We start from the raw sequence: 23,085 nt of genomic DNA on the forward strand, positions 1-23,085 counted from the left end.
GACCAACTAAGAAATCGCCAGGTTCATCGCGCCGCCATGGAGTAAGCCAATGCAATCTCTAATGCATTTCAATGCGTCCAAAATCAAGAAAATGGCCCTGCCGTTTCAATCTGCAGTGGCCAAGTTGCACATGATCGCCCGCCGCGGCGAGCTGACGGGAAAATATCCTGACTTTGACAGCGCAATGGCGGCAATTCCCAAGTGGGCGGTGGCCGGCTACAACAATGAAGAGACCGTCGAAGTTGGTCTCGAAAAGATGTGCAAGGTCATCGACTGGGACTATCCGGTCATGTTCTGGCTCGAGCGAGAGTTCCTATCGCGCGGGGATGAGTGGACCAATTTGCTCGATGCCGGGGGACATATCGGGACGAAATACCGAGCCTTCAGTCGCTTGATGAATCTGTCGAAGGTGAGGTGGGAGGTCTACGAACTTCCTCCCATGGTGAAGGCTGGTGCCGAAATGGCGGAGCGAGATGGGATTCAAGAAAAGCTATCCTTTTGCAGCGACGTTGCGAAGACCAGGAAAGCTGACATCCTTCTCTGTTCCGGCCTTCTGCAGTATCTGGATGAACCGTTCCCTAAATTTGTCTCGAGACTTCCCGCGCGCCCCGACGTGATAATCTTGAACAAGGTCGCACTTCGGGATGGAAAGACGATTTATTCGCTGCAGAGGGGCGGTCCAGCCTATCTCCCGTACCAAATCCGCGAGAGAGGTGCGTTTCTGCGCGAGCTGGATACTCTCGGATACGATGTCGTCGACGCTTGGCAAATACAATACCTTACGCACGCGATAGCGAGCCATCCCGAAGAGGGATGCAGTGAAAGCTGGGGTTTCATGCTGCGGAAAAGATAAGATTGGGTAGATCGTAGCAGGGTACGCGCCACCGCTTTCGTGGGCACAATAGGCCCGACGCGTCGCGGGAACTAACCCGCTGACGCGGGAAGAGGTGGGGTTTGGAGGCATGGTCTCTTGGTGGGATGTTGGGGTGTTGAGAACCAACCCTTACCGGGAGACCGACCAATGACCGACGCTCCGGCGGCGGTGAGCCAGCTGCGCCGCCGCGTGATCGACGATATGACGCTTGGCAACCTGTCGCCGGCCACACAACGAATCCTACCTGCATGCCGTGACAAAGTTCAGCTGGTACTTCGGCCGCTCGCCGGATCGTCTGGGCTTGGGATGCGCGCGCTTTGCTGGATACCTGGTGTCGCAGGGCGTCTCCTGCCCGGCGCTCAACCAGACGGTCTGCGCTGCGGTTCTTTTACGGCGTGACGCTGGACCGGGCTGAGATCCCGAGCGGACTGCCAATACGCGCACGCCGCGCAAGCTGCCAGCGATCCGGAGCGCCGACGAGGTCGTGCGCTTTCTCGAAGCGGAGCCGTTGCTGAAGGCGCCCACGGCGCTGACAACTGCCTATGCCACGGGACTGGTGCCTCGGAAAGGTCCTCGTGCCCACGCTCGCCAAGGGCGACATCGTGAACCTCGACAATCTCGGCAGCCACGAGGACAAGCCGTGCGCCGAGCCGTCAGGGCCGTAGGCGCGCACTTATTGTGCACTAACGTCCCGCGATGTCGTGCGTGGGTGTGAGGGGGGCTACCACCACCAAGACGGGGAACATGCCCGTGGCGAATCTCCTCACAAGAAGCAGGACTAGAAGATAGCCGGTCGCACCCGCGGCCGCCTGAAGCACGAGCGTTGCCCAAGTCTGCAATGTGGAGAGATCGATCGCCAGCCCCAGCGCAAACATTGTACAGGTCATACCCGCAACGGCGAGCGGGACAAAACCGCTGCCACGTGCGATGCCGTACCAGTCGAGGCCGCCATAACGACCCTGCAGCCAGATCAAGGTGGCCAGAACCACGATGCCGGCAAGAACCTGCCCGTATGCCAGCGGGAGCAAACCGAAAGGCGCAAGGGCCACGACAAGGCCAATAATCACAAGTGAGTTCGCCAGGCCAACCGGGGCCATCCTGCGGATATTGCCTTGAATGGAAAGGAGTGGCTCGGTCATGCAGCCGGATACCATCAGCAACTGCTTTATCGATAAAATGCTGACCACTGTTGCTGCCGGTGCCCAAACTTCGCCAAGCACGAGATCGACAAAGTCGTCGGCGACCAATGCCAGCCCAAGAAGCACGGGGGTGGCAACAGCCAGAAGGAGCGGAAACAGCATGTTTCCCGCCTTCCTGACCGCATCATCCTTGCCTACTTCCGAGTTCTCTCGATCGCGCGCGCGCCGCAAGACAATCCATGCGAGCATCCGCGCCGGCTCGCCCACGAGCTCATAGAGCGCCGCTACGATGCGCTCGGCTGCCCGATAGTAACCGGCTTCGGCCAGACCGAGAAAACCGCCCACTGCGAGCGTTCCCGAATAGGAGCGCAAGAAGACGATCAGCCTGTTGGCGACGACATGCTGCGAGAACCCAAGCAGTTCGCGCGTGAGCATCCGGGTTGGACCAACTGGTCGAACCCAACCGACAGCCATAATCGAGCCGCACAGGAGAACAAGCTGCATCGCCAGCCGCCCGGCGATGAGTGCGAAGACGTTCCACCCCATGAACAGTCCAAAGACGATTAGGGCCAGCCCCGCCGCCTCGGCGGTGATCCGGATGATCGCCTGGCTTTGCAGTTGCCCGCGATGGACGAGCGCCCCGTCGTAAACGGTTGTCATTGCGCAAGGCAGTATCAAGCAACTGAACAGCGCCAGGAGCGACGCCTCCAAGATCTTGTCGAAGGCTTCGTAGAGAATGCCGGCGGCACCCAATCCAAGGGCGGTGAACAGAAGACCGCTCACGAGCGAGATGGTGGTCACCTGGTCGAGGTGCCCTTCCCCGTCGGCCGATTTCATGACGAATTCGGCCCATCCGCCCTCGGCGAACACCACGAGGAAGGTGGCAACGGCGGAACTGAAGGCGAAGAAGCCGAATTCCTGGGGCGTGAGGATGCGGGCGGCGGCGATGAACGCGGAAAGCTGCGCTACCTGGGAGACGAGCTTTGCCGACAGCGCCCAGAGGCCTCCCCCAACGATTGTTGGGGTGCTCAAGCGGAACCGCCGTTTCGTCTCCACTCCCGAGCTCATCCCGTCTGTCTCAACCACCATCGTGCCTCCTGAGTTCGCCCGGTGTCGGGTGTGGGAGCCGTTGTTCATCTCTCCCCTATTCACGGCACCAATCGTTTCGTCGCAGGCTGGCATAACCCCGGCAACACGAACAGTTCTAGTAAAGCCGCATGGGACATTCTCGTTAGCGGTGGTGCATCTCGCTGTGAGCCGGACCGGCCGTGAACATACGCGGAATGGTATTGTGTCCGCGTATGTCATTAGTAGCCCGCCTCCTCTTGGGGTCAATTCGGACGGTAGGCGTAATCGGTAAGCCAAACGATGTAAGAAGGGTGGGCAATGAGGTCTAACGCCTCCAGGAGGTCTTCGTCCCTCGCAGAATCCTCGTCGCGATTTGGCAGCACGTCGCCCGGCTTTGCCATCATGCCCGCCGTGGTCATTCGCTCCATGACAAGGCCATCGAGCGGCGCATCTTAAGAAATACGCGTAGCACCTTGAGGTTCTTTCGGATCGATTGGATGACCTCACCCGATAGCCCGAGATTGACGAGCTTCAGCGCGCTACCCGTTCCATCATCGGTGCTGGATCCCGACCGCTGCGGGGCGACGAACTCGGCACCCGTCGCCGCGATCTCTTTCGAGAAGAAGCGGAACGGGCTCTGTCCTTTGGTGACACGATCTCCGGTGGTGACCTTCGCGACGTCGTCGATGAAGGCGTCAGCCCGCATGGTGACCACGCTGATCCGTCGTTCGTCGATGACGACTGTTCCGGTGTCCGGATTTTGCGGGTGACGGCTGTAAGCCCAACCTCGGCGGTGCGCACGCCGGTGCGCTGCTGCTTCCCCGGCGAAATCTAGACCGCAGAACTGTCCTGATCCTTGCCCGCATAGACGGGAAGATAGTCCATTCCCATCGAGTCCTTTTTCGGTGTCGGCGAGGTATCGGGCAGTGGTCGGTGCAGGCGCCTCTTCGGAGAGCTTGGGCTCCGCCCGCGTCAAAGCTGATATCTTCACTCTGCCTGACGGCCCGAAATCCCTACCATCCGTCGTCTTCCTAGGCCCCGCTGAATAAGCGGGGCGGCCATCGGGATCGCGATAGTAAACGACAGGCCCCGATCCTACCGCGTCGGTAGTCGCGGCAGCTGCCGCGACGCCTTCGACGCCGACGATGGAAGGCAGCCACGGAAGGTCAGGCAGCGCGACACCAACAATAATCGGCGCGGTCGGCGCTGGCGGCATCGGCCTGAAGTTCGGGAGGCGATGCACACCAACCAGGACTGGGAGGTGTTTCTCACCCTGATCGTCGTGTTTGCGGACCAACATCATGCACAGTGCGAGAGGCCGAGTCCGTGAGTTGCCTCCGCAAGCTGTCCAGGCCGCTCTGCTTCAGGTCATCCTTGCTGGTGTAGTGCAGGTAGAACGTCGAACGGCCGAAGTTTGCTGTTTGGCAGATTTCCTCAACAGGGATCGGATCTTAGCCCTTTCCCAGGGCAGCGAAATCAAGCGCGATGCAGCGCGGTCTTGGTGCGACCGATGCCACGATCAATCGTATGTTTCCGTTGCTCCATCAGTTTTCCCGGTCAGATCGAGCTGTTTGTCCAGGATCCTACCACGCCGACTTTTTGTTTCTTGACATCAGTGAACATCATATCCGTTATCGGACACAGTTTCTTCATTCCAGATTTGAAGGCAAGTGTTAACCGAGCCCACAGGACACAAACGAAGATGGCTCCTCCGCCCATCTACCCCGGTATGCCACGTTGGGTAAAAGTATCCGGGATCATTGTCGGCGTAGTAATCTTGCTGGCTGTCGTTTTGATGGTCTCCGGCGTTGGTGGTCCCCACGGACCAGGCCGCCACCTCTCTCCCCCTGCGGACGGCCAGAGACCATCCGCAGGTGATCACTGATGATCATGACACCTGGCTTCCGCAAGATTGCTCTCATCACGCATATCGTTTCCTCGGTCGGATCGCTCGGCGCGGTCGCGGGCTTTCTTGCGCTCGCCGTCGTCGGGCTGACCAGTCAGGATGCCCTGGTGATGCGGAGCCTTTATGTTGCGATGGAAGTGATCGCGCGGTTCGTCGTAGTGCCTTTGGTTTTCGTCTCGTTGCTGACTGGGCTCGTTCAGTCAGTGGGTACCACATGGGGGCTGTTCAGACATTATTGGGTCTTGGTGAAACTCCTGCTGACCCTATTTACTCTGATCGTCTTGCTGCTGCAGATGGAGGGAATATCCTATATGGCAACGGCGTCGGCCGAGACAACCTTGTTGAATACAGACCTTCTCGGCCTGAGGCGCTCACTCGTTATCCACGCTGCCGGTGGTCTCGTCGTACTGCTCGTAACGACAATGCTATCGGTGTACAAACCGCACGGAATGACCAGATACGGATGGCGCAAACACCAGGAGCGGCAAGGCGGCCGCAGGTAAGTGCCGCCTTCGTCAACGGCATGATGTAGGCATGATAAGTGTCCAATTTGCACGCCAGAGCGATGCCCAGGAGCGCCACCCGGGCATGGCACAGACGAAGCATCGGACGCCGGCCGGATCGTCAGATAACCAAGACCGTCGTTCCCAAAGGAGTGCGGTCGTAGAGTTCAATGACATTCTCATTCGTTAGGACGGATGCACCCGTTCGATACGGCTTGGCCGATTAGCCATGGCTCGTTTGTGCCGTGCAGCCGGAACAGGATGTCGCGTGCGCCGCGGTAGAGATAGAGCGCACGGGCACCAAGAGGGTTGTGTGGCCCAACGGGACGCCACTTGCATATTGCAAAAGGCCCGGCTTGTGTTTCATCATACTCTCGCTGGGCCTCCACGAAGGCCACACTTCTTTTCGCTGGATGGTCGCTCTACCCTTGAGAGTCAGTCCCTACTCGCCGACCGCTACGCCATAGCGGGTTGCCCAACCGTTTTCCTACACAGCATAGGGGGCCCCGGCGGCTCACTTCCATTGTATGGCACCTGCTGACGCATGTAACGCGGGTCTACTCTTGGAGGAGCTGCGAAGGGATAGGAAATCGGCCCCCACGCCTGCGGTATTGCAGGCGTGCATCCGGAAGTCATCAGTGCAAACTACCCAGCACGAGCGCCCGGCGGGTAATGATTTCATCGCTTCATTTCTGCTCTGCTTACGTACAGACGAGAAATACTGAACTCTATTTAGCACTCCGGCACTTAACGGCCAAGTCTTACTACAGGGCAAGAAGCGTCCTCGCGCCAAATCATGTCGGCAACGCACCAACGAGACCACGTTTCAACCAAAAAACGGTCATCGATCCCAGGTTGTTGATCTTGTCTTGCCCATAGCTTTCAAAAGTAGGCTCCTCCATGCCCGCAGACCTGATAGTGGATATTAGGTCCCTATGCGGCCAGCTCTGTTTGTGGTAAATCTACAACCAGAATTCGCAACTGAGGAGGCTTTGCATCGGCTCCTCAATGCTTGATCCGGACCGGATCGGACCGAAGGCATGCGGCGTGGCCGTCCAACCATCCAGCTTCGTGTGTGTTTTTCGGAGTTCGTGAATGGAGTCGCTCATGAGCGGTCGCCTATTATTTGTTACCTTGCTCGCACTCGCAGCAGCGGCTTATCCGACGCGAGGGGAAACAAGGTCGGGTTCTGCGTCCGGCGACGGTGCAGCCGTTCCGACAGCGACGACACCACGGAATGTGGTCACAGCAGCGCGACATCAACAAAAGGTAGGGCGATTTTTCATTGAGTTCCGTTCCCGCTATGCCCTCAGCTACGGCCACACCTTCGTGATTTTTGGGCGTATGGGCAAGACAGGCAATATAATTGATCGCGAAGTGGCCGGTCTGCACCCGGCTTCGAATAGCGTTATACCCTACATCCTGGGCCATTATATCCCGGTGCCAGCCGAGACCGGGGAGAGCGACGGAGACCTGGATGACAGGTACAGATCGGCTAGCTGGCACGTTACGCTGAACGAACCTGAATACAGGCAAGTTGTTGCGTACATACGCAAGCTGCAGGCCACTTCCCGTTTCTGGCAGGCGACAGTCAGTAACTGCAATGCCTTCGTGGGGAAAATCGCACGTTCCATGGGGTATAAGACGCCTGGCATCTGGCTCCGCCCGCAGCAGTACGTCGTCAAGCTACGAGAGATGAACGGGGGGCCGAATGCGGTCGGCTACACCGGGCCTCCAGGTTAGATTTTGAGAAGACCACTGTGTCTATGCGTTTTCAGCCGACGGGGGTGCGCTGTGCTCGGCGCCTCTCCTACAAATGACTCCGACTGCCGGAATTCAGGGTGACTTCGCCGAAGATCGGAGCCGGGAACAGCGCGTAGCGCAGGCTGCAGATGCGTTTGCAGCACGCTTTCTGCTCCTGTTTCTATCTCTGCGTGGAGATCGGCTTTCACCTGCGGGGAAACGACATGTTCGCCTCCGCCGATATGTGGTCCGCATTTCATGGGGGCGGTCTCGCTCGACACCCCGTGCTTTCTTCGAGCACAATGCGCAATGCCTGCATGCATCGCCTTGACCTTGATCAATCGACGCCGATTGCGGGGGCAGATTACGCCTTCCACCCACCGTGATAAGGTCTCGCCGTCACCAGAGACGGCCGAAGGGCAATCCTAATGACCCCTCCCAATGCGGAGGAGCTTCCGTTCTTCGTAACCGCTCCCGGCGGAACGGACTACTTGTTCGTCGGTGTCACGATCGCCTTCCCCGTGATTGTGATGCTGATGGGCGTCCTCTTTCTCCGTCTGCATCACCTGCCTGACCACATCGCGGGCAGGGGGGAAAAGGTCCAGCTAGAACTCGTGGCCGTTCTTGGTCTGATCTCGATGCTCACGCACAACAATTTGTTTTGGATAGCAGCGCTGCTTCTGGCTTTGATAACTGTTCCAGACATCTCGGCACCTTTGGCGAGTATAGCACACGATCGCTTGCGACCATGGCGGCTCGGAAACATGCTACGACATCCACAAGCGTTCCGGTATCCGGGACAGTGCCGTCTGCCAGCGAACACAGCACAGCCGCCCGACGGTTCCTGCCTGGCGAGACCGAGGCCAGCGTCGGACCGAAGTCGGCATACCGTTCTCGCACCATCGCCACAGAATAATCCCGAACCCCGTCGCCGATCCGGTTATTCGACGGTCGGCCGATTGCCTTGTGTCGGATCGATGCCGCACCGCCAGTTGTCATCCGCGCCAAAAGACGACGGACCTGGCGCGTGCTCAGATCCAAAACATGCGCAGCCGTTACCATCGTCATCCGACCAGCGACAACCTTCGACAAAACCTTGATCCGCTGCAGATTGCCTATGCCCGCCATCGTCAGCCCATGTTGAGCAGCAAGGCTCGCCTGACCCCTCCGATGACGAGAACATCTATGCGGCAGTTTCCTTGCGTTTCACTCCAGCGTTCATGTCGGCTGCAGTCACGGACGTGTCTGAGCCGCAGCGGGCGCAGAATCGAGCGGAGCTTCCTGCTGGATGTGAAGGAAACTGTATGCGAATACCGCAACGATGAAGATTACAAGTGCTACAAGGAGAATCCTGTTGCTTTGCAGGATCCTTCGTTGACACTGTTCGTTGTCCAAACCCATGTGGCCTCAATCTCCGGAAGGCAGGTCGAACATCAAGCCCGCACTCGGACGCTTGGAGACACCCTGGAACGGATCCGCGAGCGCCGCGTCGGGTCTGCTAACCGGATACCGGATGCTTGAGATGCTGGCCGCCAGCTTGTCGGCACCGTTCTTCTTCAGAAGTGACCGGAAGCTTGGATGCATACCGCCGTCCAGGTAGGCGTTGACGGGAACAACCTTGCTGTCGGCCAATGCCACGTCGACCTTCTGCTTCTCGACGGCTATCTTCGCCATGAGTTGTGGATCCGATGGCGCCGTAGCGGAGGGGCAAACCGCGAGCGGATCGCGAGGCTCGCCGTCCTTGAACTGGGTATTGAAGACATAGCGGCCGCCGCAGACAGAAACCTTCGGCTGCTGTCTCGTCAGCTCGAATGCGTCATAGCCTTCCTTGAGCGTCCGCCAGAATGGCAGGTTTTCATCGCCCTTATGAAGCGCCATGTTCTCCGGCGTCATGCGATAGGGATAGGCCTGGACCTGGAAGCGGTCCTGCCCGGACGCCAGCGCCTTGGAGACAATGGCATAGATCTCGCCCACTCCCTGGTCCGTGAGCGCATAGCAGCCCGACGAGGAGCAGGCTCCATGGACCATGAGCGCTTCGCCTGTGTACCCCAATGCAGATTCCAGCTTGTTAGGATAGCCGAGATTGAAGGAGACGTAGTACTGAGACTGAGGATTCAGCATCCCGGCCGACACGTGATAGAAGCCTTCGGGAGCCTGGCGGTCGCCGTCCTTCCTCTTGGGACCGAGCTTCCCGGACCACCTGCACATTGGATAGGTCTTCAACAGTGCGTAGCGACCCGATCTGTCCATTTTCCAGATCTCGAGTTCGCTCTCCTGCTTGAAGATCCTGACGAGCACCGGGCTTTCCGATTTCATGCGCTTCTTGGACATCTCCGCCAGCAGCTTGCCCGATATCTGCGGCGGAGCTTGGGATAGGTCGTCGAGCGCCATGTCGGCTACGCAACCGGACAAGAGCAACCCCATGACGGCAGCGGCTGCCACACGATGCATGAGTCCCGGCACGCCGCCGCGCGTCGAACCCCGGGAAAAATCGAAAAACCAGTTCATTCTGCCACTCTTCAATTCAATCACTTGCGGCTACCGCATGTATCCCGCACGATTGGCTGGAAGCAGTTTAGGCTCCGTCTTGTATCCGACCGACTGAGAAAGCCGCTTGACGTGATTCTCTTCATGCGATCACAAGCGGCCGGATCATAAAACCTCAAGCAACTTGAGGTGCAAGAGGTCGGCCGCGAAAAGAGTCTGCCCCGCGCGCATCAAAGATGCGGCACACAACAAGTCTTGATTTCCTTTTCATCGAGGCAGGCCGTAGTTCCATCTGATGAAGATCAGTATCGCAGGACTTGCGAGAGCGACCGTTTGGATCGCCGCCTTCTTTCTGGCGGGCGTCGTCATGGTGAAACTTGGGTTCACCCTCGTTGCAAGCTCGGCGGACACAACCGCCTCGAAGCTATGTTCAGCTTGACGACGCCGATCATCCTTGGAGCCGCGATCGGGATCGAGTCCTTCGTGTGTTCCGGGGCTGGCGGAACAGGCAGAACGCCGACGCTTCGACATCACGAATGCCACCTTGATTTCCTGGCGAAATCATCACATCAGGTCTCTCGGCCGAGTGAGGTCTTCCCATGGTCCAAGTTGAATGCCTAGATGTGACGCCGCAATCAGAATTAATGCGAGGACTGAGATGCTTACGATCGGGTGCCTGTCGAAGACGACCGGCGTGAAGGTGCCAACCATCAGGTATTACGAGCAGATGGGTCTGCTGTCCCATGCAGAACGCTCCGAAGGCAACCAGCGCCGCTACTCGAAGACGGAGCGCGAGCGCCTGTCCTTCATCAAGCACGCACGGGAACTAGGTCTGACCATCGAGGCCATCCGGCAACTCATTGATCTCAGCCACCATCCGGAGAAGCCGTGTGCCGAGGCCGACCGCATCGCCGCCGAACAGCTACAGGCGATCCGCGGCAAGATCGCTCGGCTAAAGAAGCTGGAAACGGAACTGGAGCGCATCACCACGCTGTGCCACGGCAGCCAGGTTCGCGACTGCTATGTCATTCAGGCGCTTGCAAACCACGACCTCTGCGAGACTGATCATGCCTGATCGGTGTCGCTGTGCGGTGACGTCGAGGGGGCCAGAAAGTTCTTGAACGCCTCGATCGTCTCCGCGCTGGCGTGATGCTCCATTCCTTCGGCGTCAATACGCGCCGTTTCGGGCGACACCCCGATGGAGCACAGGAACGATTCAACGATATGGTGCCGCTCGCGGCAGAGTTCCGCGAGCTTCTGGCCGTCCTGCGTGAGAAAGATGCCACGGTAGCGGCGCTGCTGGATGTAACCCTCGGAAATGAGCCTCTTCAGCATCTTGGCGACGGTTGGCTGGGCTACCCCCAGACGCTGGGCGATATCGACCTGACGCGCCTCTCCGCCGTCCTCGATAAGGTCGGCGATAAGTTCGACATAGTCCTCGACGAGTTCGGTACGGCGATTATTCCGGGTCTGGCGGAAGCTTTCGACCTGCGCGTCGGCATTGATCAGGCTCGATTCGTGCTCGTGCCCGATTTTCTCATGCTTCGACAATCCAATGCTCCTTGTAGGGCAGCGTTATCACTATGAGATAGTATAGCCAAGGCTATTTTTCAATCCGAAACCGAACATTTATTGCATATCAGAACAATTGGCGCTTAGCTCCTCCATAAAATTATAGCACTTGCTATAATCCACCTACCGTGCTCTATTTCATCTAAATTGCTAATGGATAATGGAGCCAATATGCTGAAATGGGCAAATGCGGCATTGAGCAGACGGAGTTTGCTGTTGGGCGGCGGTGCCGCGACGATCGGTGCGACATCGATCTGCGCGACCAAGACGATGGCGCAGGAAGGCCATACCAACCAAGCGACGGTAGCCGGGGCGCAGGACCCTGCCGCGGTACCGTCCCATCAGTCCGGGCACGGGGCGATGATCACCGTCGGGACGGTGGATAACGAGCGAAATGGATTCCACCCCACGAAAATGCTGACGGATTGGTACACCGGAACTGTCACCGATCTACCAGACGGAAGAAAGCTCCGGACCTTTGAGATCACCGCGGAGGACAAGGAGATCGAGATCGCACCCGGCGTAATGTTCCCTGCCTGGACCTACAATGGCAGGGTGCCGGGCCCAGCGCTCCGCGCAACCGAGGGCGAGCGGTTGAAGATCGTCTTCAGGAACTACGGATCACATCCGCATTCCATGCACTTCCACGGCATCCATTCGGCACGCATGGACGGGGTAGCCGGCGCGGGATTGATTGGACCCGGGGAAGAATTCGTCTATGAGTTCGATGCTAGGCCGTTCGGCTGCCACCTCTACCACTGTCATGCCTTGCCGTTGGCGCGACACATCCACAAGGGGATGTACGGCCTCTTCGTCATCGATCCGGACCCGACGCGTCACCCTGACAATGCTGAGGTAGCGAAGTCCCGACTCTTCGGCTCGCCAGAAAACGCCGAATGGCAAGAACTGGCGATGATCATGAATGCGTTCGACACCAATTTCGATGGCGAGAATGAGTTCTATGCCTGCAACACCATCGCCCATTGCTACGCCAAGGAACCGATCAGGATCGAAAAAGGCCGGCCGGTCCGGATCTACCTGGTGAACGTCACCGAGTTCGATCCGATCAACTCGTTCCATCTCCATGGCAACTTCTTCGACTATTTCGACCAGGGAACGACGCTCACGCCGACTCTGAGGGTGGTCGACCTCATCACGCAATGCCAGGCCCAGCGCGGCATCATCGAGTTCACCTACAAGGAACACGAAGCCGGGCTTTATATGTTTCACGCCCACCAATCCGAATTCACCGAACTTGGTTGGATGGGCATGTTCGATGTTGGGGAGACGCTGTCATGAACGAAAATCCTCGCAACTTCCGATCGGTCTCCACCAACGCGCCGACCCAACGGCACCTTTTGTGGCTTGCACTACCGCTAATCGTGCTGATCGCAGCAGTACTGTGGCTGCTTCAGAGCGACCCCCTGCGAGGTTTCAACAACGGTGCTCCGCCTGTCGAGAACCTGACGGTAGAACGAACCGTGCTCGACGAGAACGGTCTGCGCCTTCAGGTGCGCGGCGGCGGATCGGAACCGATGACGATCGCGCAGGTGCAGGTCGACGCCGCCTACTGGCAGTTCACTCAGGAGCCCGCCGGAACGATCCCGCGCGGCGACGCCGCCTGGGTTGCGATCCCATTCCCGTGGGTTCTCGGTGAGGCCCACAATGTCACATTCGTCACCAACACCGGTGCGACTTTCGAACATGAAATTCCCGTGGCCGTCTCGACGCCCAAGGCCAGCGGAAACGCACTCGTTTCACAAGCAGTCCTCGGAGCCTTTGTCGGTATCTTGCCAGTGGCAATCGGACTGATGTGCTATCCGGCGCTGCGCGGCGCGGGCCGCAACACCATGACATTCCTGCTGGCGATGACCGTCGGTCTGCTCGCCTTTCTGTTCGTCGACACCATCCAGGAGGCCCTCGAATTCGCATCCGAGTCGGCGGCGATCTTCCAAGGCAGCGTCATGGTGATCCTGACAGCAGCGGCCAGTTTCCTGACACTCGTCGCCATCGGCCGCCGACAAGGTTCGCCGACCGGCCTTGCGCTCGCGACCTATATTGCTCTCGGCATAGGACTGCACAATTTTGGCGAGGGCCTTGCTATCGGCGCGGCGTTCGCGGCAGGCGCTGCAGGGCTAGGCACGTTCCTGGTGCTCGGCTTCACGCTTCACAACATCACCGAGGGGATCGGGATTGCCGCCCCAATTCTGAAGATCCGTCCGAAGCTAGTCCATTTCGTCGGCCTGGCATTGCTCGCCGGCGGCCCCGCGGTTCTTGGAATCTGGCTCGGCAGCCTGGCCGTCGCTCCGCACTGGACCGCTATCGCTCTGGCGATCGGCGCTGGTGCCATCGCGCAGGTCATACTGGAAGTCACGGGCCTGCTTGCCAGGAGCGACAGCGACCGTGCCAGTTACACGCAGGTTCTGACACCTGCAGCTTTGAGCGGCATCGCGGCCGGGCTGGCGTTCATGTACGCGACCGCGATGCTCGTCAAGATCTGACGCCATCGCCTTCAAATGTACCTGTGAGAAAGCCGCCGCAGAGGGCGGCTTATCGGATGCGCCGATGCGGCGTCAGGGTTTGCCATGGGCATTGTGATCCTCGGCGGGCGGCGTCGCAGTGGCTTTGCCTTTGCCCTGGACCACGAATTCGACCTCGACAGAGCCCGCCTTCTCGAACTGCAGGGTAGCCTTGAACTTCTCACGCTCGGCGGGCCGCTGCTTGGGATTTACGAGCATGATATGCGCACCGCCCGGCTGGAGGCTGACGGTCGCACCCGGGGCTATCTCGATCCCGTCCTTCGCAGGCCGCATCCTCGCGATCCCGTCGACGATCGAGGAATCGTGGATCTCCAGGCGCTCGGCGACCGGTGTGCTCCCGCCCAGCAGGCGATCCGACTCCGCGCCTGTGTTCACGATGGTCAGATATCCGCCAAGTACCGGAGCCACCGGAGGTGCCTTGGCCGACCATGGATGCTTCAGCTCCAGGCTTCCGGCCTTGAAATCGTGCGCGGCAGAAATGCCGGGGACCGCGAGCGCAAGCATGAGAGCCGCCATCCGGGCTGTTTCCACGATCCTGGACTTCATTCTGTATTCTCCACACGCGGACCAGTCGAATTCCATTAGAGGTCTCCATATCCGAACAACTGCATCGGAATCCACACCGAAACGACGCCGACTACGCTGGACACCGCGGAAGCGGCGACGAGGAGGAGGAGGAAACCAACGTCTCAGCACGGACGCCTCACCTGATCGGGCGCAGCAGCCGCAACGCGTTCATCGTGACCAGAACGGTTGCTCCTGTGTCGGCGAGGATGGCAGGCCATAGCCCAGTGATGCCGATGATGGTGGTCACCAGGAACACGGCCTTCAGCCCAAGTGCTATCGTGATGTTCTGGAAAATGTTCCGCATCGTCCGCTTCGAGAGATCGACCATGAGGCCGACATCCCCTACCCGACCATGCAGCACCGCCGCGTCAGCCGTCTCGAGAGCAACGTCGGTACCCCCACCCATCGCGATCCCGACATCGGCAGCCGCAAGTGCCGGAGCGTCGTTGATGCCGTCGCCGATCTTGCCGACGACGTAGCCGTCCTTCTTCAATTCGCCGACGATCCGCTGCTTATCTTCGGGCATGAGTTCGGCACGGACCTCGATACCGAGCTGCGCGCCGATGGCCGTCGCAGTCCTCTCGTTGTCGCCCGTCAGCATCACCGTCTTGATGCCCGCATCGGTCAGGGCCTTCAGCCCCGCGACAGCATCGGGCCGCGGCTCGTCGCGCATCGCGATGGCCCCTGCCAGGACGTCGCCTATGATCAGCACCGACACCGTCTTTCCCTCATCGTTGAGCGATGTGATCTTCCTGGAGTGGGCCATCGGCACCGTCACGCGTTCGGCGGCAGCCTTCGGAGAGCCGAAGAAAACTTCGACGCCGTCCACGACCGCTGTCACGCCCTTGCCGCCAAGCGCCTTCGCCTCGGTGGCGGCCGGAGTATCGATCCCGTCTTCGTTTGCCTTGTCGAGGATGGCGAGTGCGAGCGGATGGCTGGATCCGGTCTCGAGCGCCGCAGCGTAGCGCAGTACATCTTCCACGTTGCGGCCGAACGGAACGACATCCGTCACCTTGGGCTTGCCCTCCGTGAGCGTGCCCGTCTTGTCAAAGGCGATGGCGGTCAGTTTGCCCAGCCCCTCGAGAACGGCACCGCCCTTCATGAGAAGGCCACGGCGCGCTCCGGAAGACAGCGACGCGGCAATGGCCGCCGGGGTCGAAATGACGAGCGCGCATGGGCAGCCGATCAGGAGCACTGCAAGGCCCTTGTACACCCATTCGCTCCAGACGCCGCCGGCAAAGAGCGGCGGTATGATGGCGACGAGTGCGGCAACTACGACGACGCCTGGCGTGTAGTAGCGCGAGAAGCGGTCGATGAACCTCTCCGTCGGAGCCTTCGATTCCTGCGCTTCCTCGACGAGGCGTACGACGCGGGCGATGGTATTGTCCTCGGCCGCGGCCGTCACCCGGATTCGCATCGCTGCATCGCCGTTCACGGTGCCCGCGAAGACTCTGTCATCAACGCCCTTGCGGACCGGAACGCTCTCGCCCGTCACGGGAGCCTCGTCTACCGAACTTTCGCCAGCGACGATCACGCCGTCGGCGGAGATCCTGTCTCCGGGTCGGACGAGGATGATCGATCCGACGGTGAGTGTTTCAGCCGGAACCTCGCGGGTCTTTCCCCCATCTTCCAACAATGCGGTCTTGGGCACCAGCGCGGTCAGCGATTTGATGCTGTCGCGCGCCTTGCCCGCGGCGACACCTTCGAGCAGTTCGCCGACGAGGAACAGGAAGACAACCGCGGCGGCTTCCTCGGTGGCGTTGATTAAAAGCGCCCCGACCGCCGCGATGGTCATGAGCATTTCGATCGAGAACGGTGTCCCGGCGAGTGCGGCCATGATGGCGCGGCGGGCGATCGGAACGAGTCCGACCAACATGGCGACCATGAACGCGTAGGTCTCGATCGCCGGGAAAAGATGGCCGATGCCATATGCCACGACAAGCGAGCCTCCGGCCAGGATCGTCAGGTGGCCCTTTTTGCTTCGCCACCAGGCGCCTTCGCTTGGCCCATGGTCGTGTCCGTGCAGGCCCTCGATCTCCGCTCCGGAAGTTGCCCCATGTACGTGGCCCGTGTGTTCACCGGTTGCCGGGGTTGGGGCAGCCGAGGGCCTTGCGGTCCTGACAATCGGCGCGATCGAGTAACCGAGGCCCGATACCTTCTTTTGCAGAGCATCGAGGTCTGCGCTGGGCGCGTGAGTGATAGTCATCGTGCCGGAGGTCACCGACACGCTCACCTCTTCGATATCCGGAAGTCGGCGGACGGCGGTATCGATTTTGCTGGCGCAGGAGGCGCAATCCATTCCGCCGACACGAAAACGGGTCTGACTGCTGCTTGGTTGGGAGACGGCCGCATGCGTGTGATCGTGGTCGTCGTGTGAATGCGAGCAGCCGGGTCCGTGCACGTGGCCCGGCTTCGGCTCGCCTATCACGCTGGGCTTTGCTTCGATAGCTTTCGCCTTGTAACCGAGCCGTGACAGCTTTGGGCCGATTGCATCAAGGTCGCCGCTGCCGTCATGGCTTACCGTCATCGTGCCAGCCGTAACAGATACCGAGACATCAGAGACTCCAGGCATGCGCCTGACAGCGGTGTCGATCTTGCTCGCACATGAAGCACAGTCCATACCCTCAACTCTGAATCTCGTCTGCAGCGGTCCGCTCATCGATCAATCCTCATGCTGTTCGTGAGCCTGTTTACGACCTCTAGCTACTAGAGGTGCAAGTGAAAATCGCCGAACGAGTGAAATTCGTCAGGCACAGGTTAGCGGATTTGAGGAGCGTGGCCCGTCGCTTCGATGCTCGGTCGTAACCGCGTTAAACTTATCTCTCGATGAGGTGATTGGCATCTGGGTGCGAGGTCTCTATATTAGTCTGTGATGAAAAGCGTTCGTTGCCTCATAGCTGCGCTGTTGCTCCTCGTTCTCGGGGCCAGCGGAACTATGGTTCCGATACAGGCCGATGCCATGGTTCAGCCCGCTGTCGTCGGGGCCCCGATGGATGATGGAGTTCCTCACGGCTGCGACCATTGTGGCGACAAAGACATGGCTATGGCAGGAACCATGTGCTCCGTTTTTGGGGCCTGCGGGCTGGGCTCGATCCCGGCTTCAATCAATTTCATCGCGCAGAGCGTTCCCCTGTCGTACTCGTACGACGCTGACCACATCAGCGGCTTTCAAGGGGCACCCGACCCCTTCCCTCCCAGGTCTGACATCCTCGCTTAGGACGGCTCTTTCCGCGTCGCGCGGTAGTTCCCTGTCCTGTCTCCGGATGGTCCTGCACGCCTTGGCGTGTCGGATGCATGGACGGCATTCACATAGCCTGATGCCTGCACGTGACAAAACACCCAGCCAACGAGGATGGGATGTTCACCAATTCACATACGGCTCGCATTGATGCGAGTGCTCCAGCACCCCATGCCGGAGACAGGGCATACGCGCCCGATGACCGGTCAAAAGGGCGTCGTCGGCTGCTGATGCTGCTGCCGCTCGGTGTTTTTTCGGCATTGGCGGTCGCGCTCGGTTGGGGATTGAGCCACAACGCCCAAGTCATTCCCTCGGCCCTGATCGGCAAGCCGGTGCCGGAGTTCAGCCTGCCGGCAGTTCAAGGGCGTACGCTTGGCTTGTCTAGCGGCGACCTCAAGGGCGAGGTTTCGCTGGTCAATGTTTTTGCGTCCTGGTGCACCGCGTGCCGCGAGGAGCATCCCGTATTCATGGAACTGCGGCGAACCAACGCTGTTCCTATCCACGGCCTTAACTACAAGGACCGGCCGCAGGATGCGGAAAAATGGCTCAACACCATGGGCGACCCCTACACGCGGACCGGAGTGGATCTCAACGGCAGGGTCTCGATCGACTGGGGCATCTATGGCGTTCCGGAAACCTTCGTGATCGATGCCGATGGCCGAATTGCGTTCAAACATGTCGGCGCCGTCACGCCCGAGGTCTACCGGGAGAAACTGGCCCCGATTATCGCGGAGTTGCGGAAATGAGGACGGAGGTGGCTGGAACGCGCCTGACAACGGTCATCGTCGTAATTTCGCTGAGTGCGATCGGCCTCGCCATAGCAGGCGCATATCAGTATTTTGCCGGCACTCGGCAGGACGACGCTGTGGTTTCGAACCCGTTTGCGCCAGCATCCACGGGAGCCAAGACTGACCGCTCACTTGTGCTTCATGAGACACCGCAACCCGTGCCGGAGCTTTCTTTTGTCGACGACGAGGGGCGCGAGCTGTCGCTCGTCGACTTCCGCGGCAGGGCGATCCTGCTCAACGTCTGGGCGACATGGTGTGTACCGTGTCGCAAGGAAATGCCCGCGCTCGACAGGCTTCAAGCAAAGCTCGGCAGTCCCGACTTCGAAGTTGTCGCGGTCTCGATCGACCGCGGCGGTCTTGCCCCCGTCAAGGCCTTCTACGGCGAACTTGGATTGAAGGCGCTCGGTATCTACGTCGATGCATCCGGCAGGACTGCCGCCCGGCTTGGCACCGTCGGCATTCCAACGACCCTGCTGATCAATCCTGCCGGCCTGGAAGCAGGACGCCTCGTCGGTCCGGCGGAATGGGACGGTCCGGCATTGATCAACATCATCCAACGGCAACTCGGCAAGACGCCTCGCGAGGCGAATTGAAACCTCGCTTTGTAAACAGGAATCCAACATGAAAAGACCGAATAGACACCTGTTACTTCCGGCGATTGCCGCAGTCATGGTCTTTGCCGGGTCCGCGATGGCCGAACAAGGCGCAACACCTGTGCTCCCGGCCGTACAAGCAAGCCAGCATAGCAAAGATCTGGCACCGAGCCGATTTGGTGGCCGCGTTCGTGCGCTCGCGGTGAACCCGCAGACGAAGGAGATCTTCCTGGGTGCCCGGCTGATCTACCGCAGCACGGACGGCGGGAAATCCTGGACAGCGATCGACGGCATCCCGAAGAGCGAGGAACGGGCCAACATCACGACGATCGCCATCAGTCCGTCCGATCCGCAGGTGATCTACACCACTGGCCACGGGATCGGCGTGGTTAAGAGCGTTGATGGCGGCAAGACCTGGAATTCCGCAAGTTCGGGGCTTGACGGGCTCTCCGCGGAGGGCCTCACCGTTGATGGCAGAGACTCGAATACGCTTTACGTCTGGGTGCTCGGCAAGGGGCTCTACCGCAGCAAGGATGCCGCAGGCTCCTGGCAGCGGGTCGATGACGGCCCGAAAAACCAAGAAATCCGCAGCCTCGTTTCGGTCAACAGCCCGACCGGCATGGGCGGAATCTGGCTCTACGCGGGGTTGGACATGGGTGTGATGAAGAGCCCGGACTGCTTCTGCGGCTGGGACAAGCTTGCAAACGAAGGGCTGCCTGAAGGCCGGGTCTACAGTCTGGCGGCCGATCCGTCGAACCCGACGACCCTTTATGCAGGCCTGCGCGACGGCATCTTCAAGACAACGGACGGCGCGCGAAGCTGGAGACCGATCACCGACTTGATCGAGGACGCCGTCGTGACGTTGGACGCCGGCGATCCCGGCCATGTCTATGCCGTCGGCGCGGATGGCACGGTCCTCGTCAGCGCTGACGCCGGAGAACGCTGGACAAGAGCGGAAGATGACAATGCACAGCACTAGATCGATGCGTATGACTAAATCGCGGCGACGGACAATCGCCGCCGGCAAGGCCACGTTGATGCGGTTGCTTTTGATCGCGACGATGGCAGGCGGGGCGGCGGTCGCGGCCTATACGGCGATTGCACCGCCGGTGCCGCGGGCGAACTACAGTCAAATCCTGCCGGCGAAGGTGACCCAGGGAGCCACCCTTGCCATCGATCGGGAGGTGGCCGAGCTCGGCGTCTTGGCGGTCGACGAAGTGGGCCGTGCGGGTTTCCGGCTGAAGAACAGCGGCACTGAGCCGATCGAGATCAGCCAGGTCCGCACGTCCTGCATGTGCACCTTTGCCGATATCGCCCTGCCAAGGGGAAATAGTCCGGAATTCAACATGGCGATGCACAACGATGCCGCCGTGAATGCCTGGAAGGGTGTGCTTGACCCCGGCGAGGAGGCGACCGTCACCGTCGTCTACAAGCCCTCGCTGATGCCCGTGGAAGGCTCTGTCGCGCGAAACGTCAAGTTCGCCACCAACGACCCGCAAAAGCCGGTCGTCGAGCTTGACGTCCATGCGACGGTGAAGGGAGCAACGTCGGGCTGATGACCAACCGAGGATCACGTCTGCCGATCACACAGAAGAAAGGACTACTGATGAGCAATTCCGTATCTGAGACATCGCTGAGCGCCGATATATGGCGCTACCTGCGTTACCAGCTCCGCGGTCGCCGTGGCCTGGTCGCCGGGACGGCGGCCGTCGCCATTCCTGGTCTTTGGCTCGGGTGGCCATGGCTGGTGGCTGTCGGCATGGCACCGATTCTCGTCGCCGTGGCCCCTTGCGCCATCATGTGCGCGCTCGGCCTGTGTGCAATGAAAGGCAGCTCCAACGCAAACGCGAGTGACGTCGGTTCTGACAAAATCGGCAGTGGAGCAGGTTGCTGCTCGCAATCGCAGGCGGCCGACAAGGTGGGCGCTCCGATGACCGTCGGTCGATCTGCGGACAGGAGCACGGAACCGGCGGCTCCCCTCGTTGCCACCCCCCCAGCCAAATTCAACCTCGTTGAGGGCAAGCGTGGAGCTTTGCCCGAGGACGCTGGGCTTTCCGGCGAAGAAATCAGTCTGGATAAGGAGAAGATCCAATGAACAGAACGTCAAAAACCATCGCTACAATGTTCACGCTTGCGGCCCTCGCCGCTGCCCCGATCGCCCTTGCGCAGAACGAGCCTGGCGCGAAGCCGCCAGCCGCGTCCGAGAACATGCAAGACATGATGAAGGACGGCGGCACGGGGATGATGCCCATGATGAATATGATGACTCAGATGAATGACATGATGGGGGCCTGCACCAAGATGATGCAGGCCATGATGCCGACCACGGACACCGCCCCCAAAGACGGCAAGCAGCCGGACAAGGGCTAAATAGTCCCCGTCGCGAGGCAGGTCGTTCATCCCGGCCTGCCTTTCATCTGGAGAGCCGAGGAGAACCTTGATGAGATTTACGACAGGCCTGGGTGCCGCGACAGTCGCCGTCATTGCCGTGGTCGTTGCTCCCTCGCCGGCCCCGGCACACTCGCTCAAGGACGTGCAGCAAGAGCTCTTCGAGAAGGAGAAGTATTTTCAAGTGAAGGACGACCCTGCGCCGAATTTCGTGCTTCAGGATGCGGACGGCAATCCGGCCCGGCTTGAGGATTTTCGCGGCAAGGTCGTGGTCCTTCACTTCATCTACGCCGGCTGCCCGGACGTCTGCCCATTGCACGCGGAGCGGATCGCAGCAATCCAGAAGATGGTCAATCAGACACCGATGAAGGACCGGGTCCAGTTCATCACCATAACCACGGATCCCAAGCGCGATACGCCGGACGTATTGAGAGATTATGGCCCGGCGCACGGCCTCGATCCGGCAATGAACTGGGTTCTTCTGACGAGCGGGCCGGACAGACCTGACGATACCACCCGCAAGCTCGCGCAGAGCTTCGGCCACAAGTTCATCGTTACGGAAGACGAACTGCAGATCCACAGCGTCGTCACCCATCTCATCGACCAGAACGGCCGATGGGTGGCGAATTTTCACGGTCTCGGTTTTGAACCGATGAATCTTGTCGTGTTCATCAACGCGCTAACGAATGCAACCGTACCCCACCAGGAACCCAGGCCTGCATCGCTCTGGGAGCGCTTCCGCGCGCTGCTCCCGGAAACAACAAAAGATACGATCAATTGAGGAATTCATCATGAAGCTTCTCGTTAACGCATTGACCCTTGCCGGGGCGCTGGCAGCAGTTGTTATCGTGGATGCTGCCTGGCGGCAGAGCCAAGCCGGCGAACGCTTGCCTCTTTCGGAGGTTTCACACATTCACGGAATTGCCGTCGATCCGGCGGACCCGTCGCGACTTTATCTCGCCACCCATTACGGCGTCTGGCACACCTCGACCGAGGGAACTGCGGAACGGATATCGGACAACCGCAACGACTATATGGGCTTCACACCCCACCCATCGGAGGCGGGCGTCTTCCTGGGCAGTGGCCACCCCGAAGAGGGCGGCAATATGGGTGTGATCATCTCTCGCGATCGCGGCCGCAGTTGGCAGCAGTTGGCAAACGGTGCTGAGGGGCCGGTTGACTTCCATGCAATGGACATAAGCGGCGCCGATTCAAATGTGATCTACGGCCTTTACGGCAACCTCCAGGTCAGTCGGGACGGTGGCAAGAGCTGGAAGGCCGGCGGCTCGCCGCCGGCTGACGTCTTCGATCTCGCGGCGTCGTCGGTCAATCCGGACATTGTCTATGCCGCCACCCGGAACGGACTGATGATCAGCCGTGACGGCGGCAGTAGCTGGGCGACCGCCGGATTTGAGGGCCAACCCGCCTCCATGGTCAAGGCGGGGCCGGACGGCGCCGTTTACGCCTTTGTTCTGGGCTCGGGGCTGGTTAAAGCGCCCGCGATGGCGCTCGCCTGGGAACCGGTCTCCGACAAATTCGGAGACCAAATCCTTCTCCACCTCGCGATCGATCCCAACGACCCGAAGCGTCTGTTCGCGGTGACGGACAAGAGTAAAATCCTGGTCAGCACCGACGGCGGTCGCAACTGGGTGCCCATTGGCTCGTAAGGAGGCTATGCA

At 60.0% G+C, this 23,085-nt stretch carries 22 protein-coding genes and 2 pseudogenes; 15 read left to right on the forward strand and 9 right to left on the reverse strand.

The features are described 5' to 3' along the window. Nucleotides 1–49: 49 nt before the first annotated feature. Nucleotides 50–853 (forward strand): methyltransferase, TIGR04325 family, encoded by an 804-nt coding sequence (locus tag BLJAPNOD_RS26220; RefSeq protein WP_115422015.1) that lies wholly within the window; start codon nucleotides 50–52, stop codon nucleotides 851–853. Nucleotides 854–1,416: 563 nt separating this feature from the next. Beyond that, nucleotides 1,417–1,539 carry a hypothetical protein gene (locus tag BLJAPNOD_RS36415; RefSeq protein WP_256372341.1) on the forward strand — a complete coding sequence of 41 codons (123 nt, stop codon included), beginning with the start codon at nucleotides 1,417–1,419 and terminating at the stop codon, nucleotides 1,537–1,539. An 18-nt stretch (nucleotides 1,540–1,557) separates the two neighbouring features. On the opposite strand, the gene BLJAPNOD_RS26235 is transcribed toward BLJAPNOD_RS36415, so the two are convergent. Both BLJAPNOD_RS26235 and BLJAPNOD_RS26240 read right to left on the reverse strand, forming a co-directional pair. After that, the gene (locus tag BLJAPNOD_RS26235) at nucleotides 1,558–3,102 is read right to left on the reverse strand and encodes an oligosaccharide flippase family protein (RefSeq protein ID WP_115422016.1); all 1,545 of its coding nucleotides are present in this window, start codon (nucleotides 3,100–3,102) and stop codon (nucleotides 1,558–1,560) included. Between the two features lie 394 nt (nucleotides 3,103–3,496). Further along, on the reverse strand, nucleotides 3,497–4,384 hold the full coding sequence (locus BLJAPNOD_RS26240) for an efflux RND transporter periplasmic adaptor subunit (protein ID WP_115422017.1): 888 nt from the start codon (nucleotides 4,382–4,384) through the stop codon (nucleotides 3,497–3,499). Nucleotides 4,385–4,965: 581 nt separating this feature from the next. Between BLJAPNOD_RS26240 and BLJAPNOD_RS26255 the strand changes: the two genes are divergently transcribed. Beyond that, nucleotides 4,966–5,490 (forward strand): hypothetical protein, encoded by a 525-nt coding sequence (locus tag BLJAPNOD_RS26255; RefSeq protein ID WP_115422018.1) that lies wholly within the window; start codon nucleotides 4,966–4,968, stop codon nucleotides 5,488–5,490. A gap of 121 nt (nucleotides 5,491–5,611) precedes the next feature. Here BLJAPNOD_RS26255 and BLJAPNOD_RS36150 read toward each other — a convergent pair. Continuing rightward, nucleotides 5,612–6,167 (reverse strand): annotated as a pseudogene (locus BLJAPNOD_RS36150) (L,D-transpeptidase). Nucleotides 6,168–6,585: 418 nt separating this feature from the next. On the opposite strand from BLJAPNOD_RS36150, the gene BLJAPNOD_RS26265 reads away from it, so the two are divergent. After that, entirely contained in the window at nucleotides 6,586–7,233 is a 648-nt protein-coding gene (locus BLJAPNOD_RS26265) for a hypothetical protein (protein WP_115422019.1), read from the forward strand. Nucleotides 7,234–8,091: 858 nt separating this feature from the next. On the opposite strand, the pseudogene BLJAPNOD_RS26270 reads toward BLJAPNOD_RS26265, so the two are convergent. The 3 genes and pseudogenes from BLJAPNOD_RS26270 to BLJAPNOD_RS26280 form a co-directional block, all read right to left on the reverse strand. Beyond that, nucleotides 8,092–8,361: pseudogene (locus tag BLJAPNOD_RS26270) on the reverse strand (helix-turn-helix domain-containing protein); the annotation flags it as partial. A 279-nt stretch (nucleotides 8,362–8,640) separates the two neighbouring features. After that, a complete protein-coding gene (locus tag BLJAPNOD_RS26275) occupies nucleotides 8,641–9,684 on the reverse strand; it encodes a murein L,D-transpeptidase family protein (RefSeq protein WP_115422092.1) in 1,044 nt (347 codons plus the stop codon). 303 nt (nucleotides 9,685–9,987) lie between these two features. Beyond that, nucleotides 9,988–10,263 carry a hypothetical protein gene (locus tag BLJAPNOD_RS26280; protein WP_115422020.1) on the reverse strand — a complete coding sequence of 92 codons (276 nt, stop codon included), beginning with the start codon at nucleotides 10,261–10,263 and terminating at the stop codon, nucleotides 9,988–9,990. A 115-nt stretch (nucleotides 10,264–10,378) separates the two neighbouring features. On the opposite strand from BLJAPNOD_RS26280, the gene BLJAPNOD_RS26285 reads away from it, so the two are divergent. Then, nucleotides 10,379–10,795, forward strand: coding sequence for a helix-turn-helix domain-containing protein (locus BLJAPNOD_RS26285; RefSeq protein ID WP_115422021.1), 417 nt, complete (start codon nucleotides 10,379–10,381; stop codon nucleotides 10,793–10,795). On the opposite strand, the gene mntR is transcribed toward BLJAPNOD_RS26285, so the two are convergent. Continuing rightward, on the reverse strand, nucleotides 10,786–11,271 hold the full coding sequence (gene mntR, locus BLJAPNOD_RS26290) for a manganese-binding transcriptional regulator MntR (protein ID WP_115422022.1): 486 nt from the start codon (nucleotides 11,269–11,271) through the stop codon (nucleotides 10,786–10,788). The two genes, BLJAPNOD_RS26285 and mntR, sit on opposite strands and share 10 nt — an antisense overlap. A gap of 192 nt (nucleotides 11,272–11,463) precedes the next feature. Between mntR and BLJAPNOD_RS26295 the strand changes: the two genes are divergently transcribed. Together BLJAPNOD_RS26295 and BLJAPNOD_RS26300 are read left to right on the forward strand one after the other, a co-directional pair. After that, nucleotides 11,464–12,591: a multicopper oxidase domain-containing protein gene (locus BLJAPNOD_RS26295; RefSeq protein WP_115422023.1), complete on the forward strand. Its 1,128-nt coding sequence runs from the start codon at nucleotides 11,464–11,466 to the stop codon at nucleotides 12,589–12,591. After that, nucleotides 12,588–13,793: a metal transporter gene (locus BLJAPNOD_RS26300; RefSeq protein WP_115422024.1), complete on the forward strand. Its 1,206-nt coding sequence runs from the start codon at nucleotides 12,588–12,590 to the stop codon at nucleotides 13,791–13,793. Before BLJAPNOD_RS26295 ends, BLJAPNOD_RS26300 begins: the two co-directional genes overlap by 4 nt. A gap of 72 nt (nucleotides 13,794–13,865) precedes the next feature. On the opposite strand, the gene BLJAPNOD_RS26305 is transcribed toward BLJAPNOD_RS26300, so the two are convergent. Then, nucleotides 13,866–14,378 carry a copper chaperone PCu(A)C gene (locus BLJAPNOD_RS26305; protein WP_173238127.1) on the reverse strand — a complete coding sequence of 171 codons (513 nt, stop codon included), beginning with the start codon at nucleotides 14,376–14,378 and terminating at the stop codon, nucleotides 13,866–13,868. A 157-nt stretch (nucleotides 14,379–14,535) separates the two neighbouring features. Next, nucleotides 14,536–17,058, reverse strand: coding sequence for a heavy metal translocating P-type ATPase (locus tag BLJAPNOD_RS26310; protein ID WP_115422025.1), 2,523 nt, complete (start codon nucleotides 17,056–17,058; stop codon nucleotides 14,536–14,538). Nucleotides 17,059–17,867: 809 nt separating this feature from the next. Between BLJAPNOD_RS26310 and BLJAPNOD_RS26320 the strand changes: the two genes are divergently transcribed. The 8 genes from BLJAPNOD_RS26320 (at nucleotide 17,868) to BLJAPNOD_RS26355 (ending at nucleotide 23,073) form a co-directional block, all read left to right on the forward strand. Further along, nucleotides 17,868–18,383 (forward strand): DsbE family thiol:disulfide interchange protein, encoded by a 516-nt coding sequence (locus BLJAPNOD_RS26320; RefSeq protein ID WP_244611108.1) that lies wholly within the window; start codon nucleotides 17,868–17,870, stop codon nucleotides 18,381–18,383. Then, on the forward strand, nucleotides 18,380–19,018 hold the full coding sequence (locus tag BLJAPNOD_RS26325; protein ID WP_115422028.1) for a TlpA disulfide reductase family protein: 639 nt from the start codon (nucleotides 18,380–18,382) through the stop codon (nucleotides 19,016–19,018). The genes BLJAPNOD_RS26320 and BLJAPNOD_RS26325 overlap by 4 nt, the downstream gene beginning before the upstream one ends. Before the next feature lie 28 nt (nucleotides 19,019–19,046). Further along, complete coding sequence (locus tag BLJAPNOD_RS26330) at nucleotides 19,047–19,997, forward strand: hypothetical protein (RefSeq protein ID WP_115422029.1); 951 nt, start codon at nucleotides 19,047–19,049, stop codon at nucleotides 19,995–19,997. Continuing rightward, nucleotides 19,984–20,574 carry a DUF1573 domain-containing protein gene (locus tag BLJAPNOD_RS26335; RefSeq protein WP_158556179.1) on the forward strand — a complete coding sequence of 197 codons (591 nt, stop codon included), beginning with the start codon at nucleotides 19,984–19,986 and terminating at the stop codon, nucleotides 20,572–20,574. The genes BLJAPNOD_RS26330 and BLJAPNOD_RS26335 overlap by 14 nt, the downstream gene beginning before the upstream one ends. Nucleotides 20,575–20,624: 50 nt before the next feature. Then, nucleotides 20,625–21,113, forward strand: coding sequence for a hypothetical protein (locus BLJAPNOD_RS26340; protein ID WP_147294590.1), 489 nt, complete (start codon nucleotides 20,625–20,627; stop codon nucleotides 21,111–21,113). Continuing rightward, entirely contained in the window at nucleotides 21,110–21,388 is a 279-nt protein-coding gene (locus BLJAPNOD_RS26345) for a hypothetical protein (RefSeq protein WP_115422032.1), read from the forward strand. Before BLJAPNOD_RS26340 ends, BLJAPNOD_RS26345 begins: the two co-directional genes overlap by 4 nt. A 70-nt stretch (nucleotides 21,389–21,458) precedes the next feature. Next, complete coding sequence (locus BLJAPNOD_RS26350) at nucleotides 21,459–22,187, forward strand: SCO family protein (RefSeq protein ID WP_115422033.1); 729 nt, start codon at nucleotides 21,459–21,461, stop codon at nucleotides 22,185–22,187. 10 nt (nucleotides 22,188–22,197) lie between these two features. Continuing rightward, entirely contained in the window at nucleotides 22,198–23,073 is an 876-nt protein-coding gene (locus BLJAPNOD_RS26355) for an exo-alpha-sialidase (protein WP_158556180.1), read from the forward strand. Nucleotides 23,074–23,085: the final 12 nt, after the last annotated feature.

Source organism: Ensifer sp. M14 (assembly GCF_003355565.1).
GTDB lineage: Bacteria > Pseudomonadota > Alphaproteobacteria > Rhizobiales > Rhizobiaceae > Ensifer.